Below are 605 nucleotides of genomic sequence, written 5' to 3' on the forward strand. Positions count from 1 at the left end.
GGAGCTAAAGGTTGGGAATGGCTTGGAGTCTGGTGTGACAGTTGGGCCAGTGATCACCATGGCTTCTAAGCATCGTCTGGAGGCTGTTATTGATCAGGCGTTACAAGAGGGGGCTACCATTGCTAACCGTCCTCAAAAGCTCGCAGGGCGCTTTATGGAGCCTGTAATTTTGGATAATGTCGATCAAGGCATGGCTATCGTGCAGCAAGAGTTGTTTGGGCCAGTATTACCCGTATTAACATTTGAAGATGATGAACAAGTGTTAGCAATGGCCAATGATACTGAGTATGGCTTAGCTTGTTATTTCTATACCGATAGCCTTAAACGAATTATCAAGTTCACTGAAGGCTTGGAATACGGAATGGTTGGTGTGAACGAAGGTATCATCTCGACAGAAGTTGCACCATTTGGTGGTATTAAAGAGTCAGGTGTTGGGCGTGAAGGCGCGAAACAAGGGCTCGATGAATACCTAGAGACGAAATACATTTGTCTTGGTGGCTTAAACTGATCTTTGGATGAGAGTGCAAAAGAGAAAGCTGGGTTTCTAAACCTGGCTTTTTGTTTATAGAGCAAAGAGGAGAGAAGGGTGTATTTCTTCCAGATGC

The 605-nt window shown here is 45.0% G+C and carries 1 protein-coding gene; it reads left to right on the top strand.

Features of this window, described 5'->3' with window-relative positions; translation table 11 throughout:
- Positions 1-508: aldehyde dehydrogenase family protein (locus tag R8N49_RS28695; RefSeq protein ID WP_318190645.1), on the top strand; the 508-nt coding region annotated here is incomplete at its 5' end.
- Positions 509-605: the final 97 nt, after the last annotated feature.

This window comes from Vibrio sp. 1978, assembly GCF_033344345.1.